The sequence below is a fragment of the Vibrio sp. Vb0598 genome (genome assembly GCF_033338935.1).
Lineage (GTDB): Bacteria > Pseudomonadota > Gammaproteobacteria > Enterobacterales > Vibrionaceae > Vibrio > Vibrio alginolyticus.
This window is the reverse complement of sequence record NZ_JAWOTP010000213.1, coordinates 1-1152: the sequence shown is the minus strand read 5'-3', so window position 1 is coordinate 1152 and position 1152 is coordinate 1. Positions and strand designations below refer to the sequence as shown.

The 1152-nt window shown below is 42.6% G+C and carries 3 protein-coding genes; all 3 read left to right on the top strand.

What is annotated here, in order from left to right:
* The coding region (locus tag R7Q38_RS24175) for a CBS domain-containing protein (RefSeq protein ID WP_318114612.1) at nucleotides 1–271 on the top strand (271 nt) is incomplete at its 5' end.
* Between the two features lie 90 nt (nucleotides 272–361).
* Nucleotides 362–925 carry an LPS export ABC transporter periplasmic protein LptC gene (gene lptC / locus R7Q38_RS24170; RefSeq protein WP_005467805.1) on the top strand — a complete coding sequence of 188 codons (564 nt, stop codon included), beginning with the start codon at nucleotides 362–364 and terminating at the stop codon, nucleotides 923–925.
* Nucleotides 906–1152: LptA/OstA family protein (locus R7Q38_RS24165; RefSeq protein ID WP_318114611.1), on the top strand; the 247-nt coding region annotated here is incomplete at its 3' end. The genes lptC and R7Q38_RS24165, both read left to right, overlap by 20 nt.

Genomic DNA, 1152 nt, shown 5'->3' with positions numbered 1-1152 from the left:
GACCGCAATCGTGGACGAACACGATGCTATGCTTGGTATATTCACCGATGGTGACTTACGCCGCACTTTGGATAAGCGCATTGATATTCATACCACGGCTATTGGTGAAGTCATGACGAAAAATCCAACCACAGCACATCCAGAAATGTTAGCAGTGGAAGGATTGAACTTAATGCAGAACAAAAACATCAACGCACTTATCCTATGCAAAGAAGATAAAATCGTTGGCGCATTAAATATGCATGATTTACTAAAAGCTGGTGTGATGTAATATCGGCAACACGAAACATTCAAACGATTGATTACACAGATTAAGGCAATAGTCAGGGAAGTACTGAGCTAAACAAAAGGCCTTTAATATATGAGTTTTACTCGCCTTATTTATTTGCTCTTGGTTTTCGTCGTCGCATGGTGTGGTTATTACCTGCTCACACCAAAAGGTAACGATGCAATTCAAGTAGCCCCAGACACCGAACTGCCATTGTTCAGTGGGACTGGTTTAGAAAACATCACCTATGGTGAAGATGGTGTACGTAGTTACATCATCCGCTCCAACAACTTAGATTACTATGCTAAGAGTGGAGAAACGATTTTTAACAGCCCTACCTTGATGGTTTACCGAGAAGGTAGCGTCGTCGAGTGGAAGGTAACAGCCACAAGAGCTGTTTTAGATGAAGACCAAGTGCTGACTTTGTACGACAAAGTCTTAATGCAAAACCTATTACCGGGCGCCAGTTTCGATACGATGGCGACCGATAAGTTGGTCATCAATCTAACCAATCGTGATTTTAAAGCCGATCAACAAGTAATGTTGGTTGGACCGCAATTTGAAACTACTGGAGGCGCGATGCAAGGAAACTTAAAACAGCACACCGCGACTCTAACGAATGAAGTTCAAGGTCGATATGAAACCGTTACACCTTAGTCTACTGGCACTAGTATTAGCAGCGCCTCAAGCGTTTGCACTTAAGTCGGATACTCAACAGCCGGTTTACATTAACTCTGACACCCAACAGGTGGACATGAAGAGTAACCAGGTCATTTTTAAAGGTGATGTCTCGCTTAAGCAAGGCAGCATCAATATCGATGCAGATAGAATTGTTGTCACTCGCGATCCAAAAACGGAAGCAATCAAACAAATTCAAGCATTTG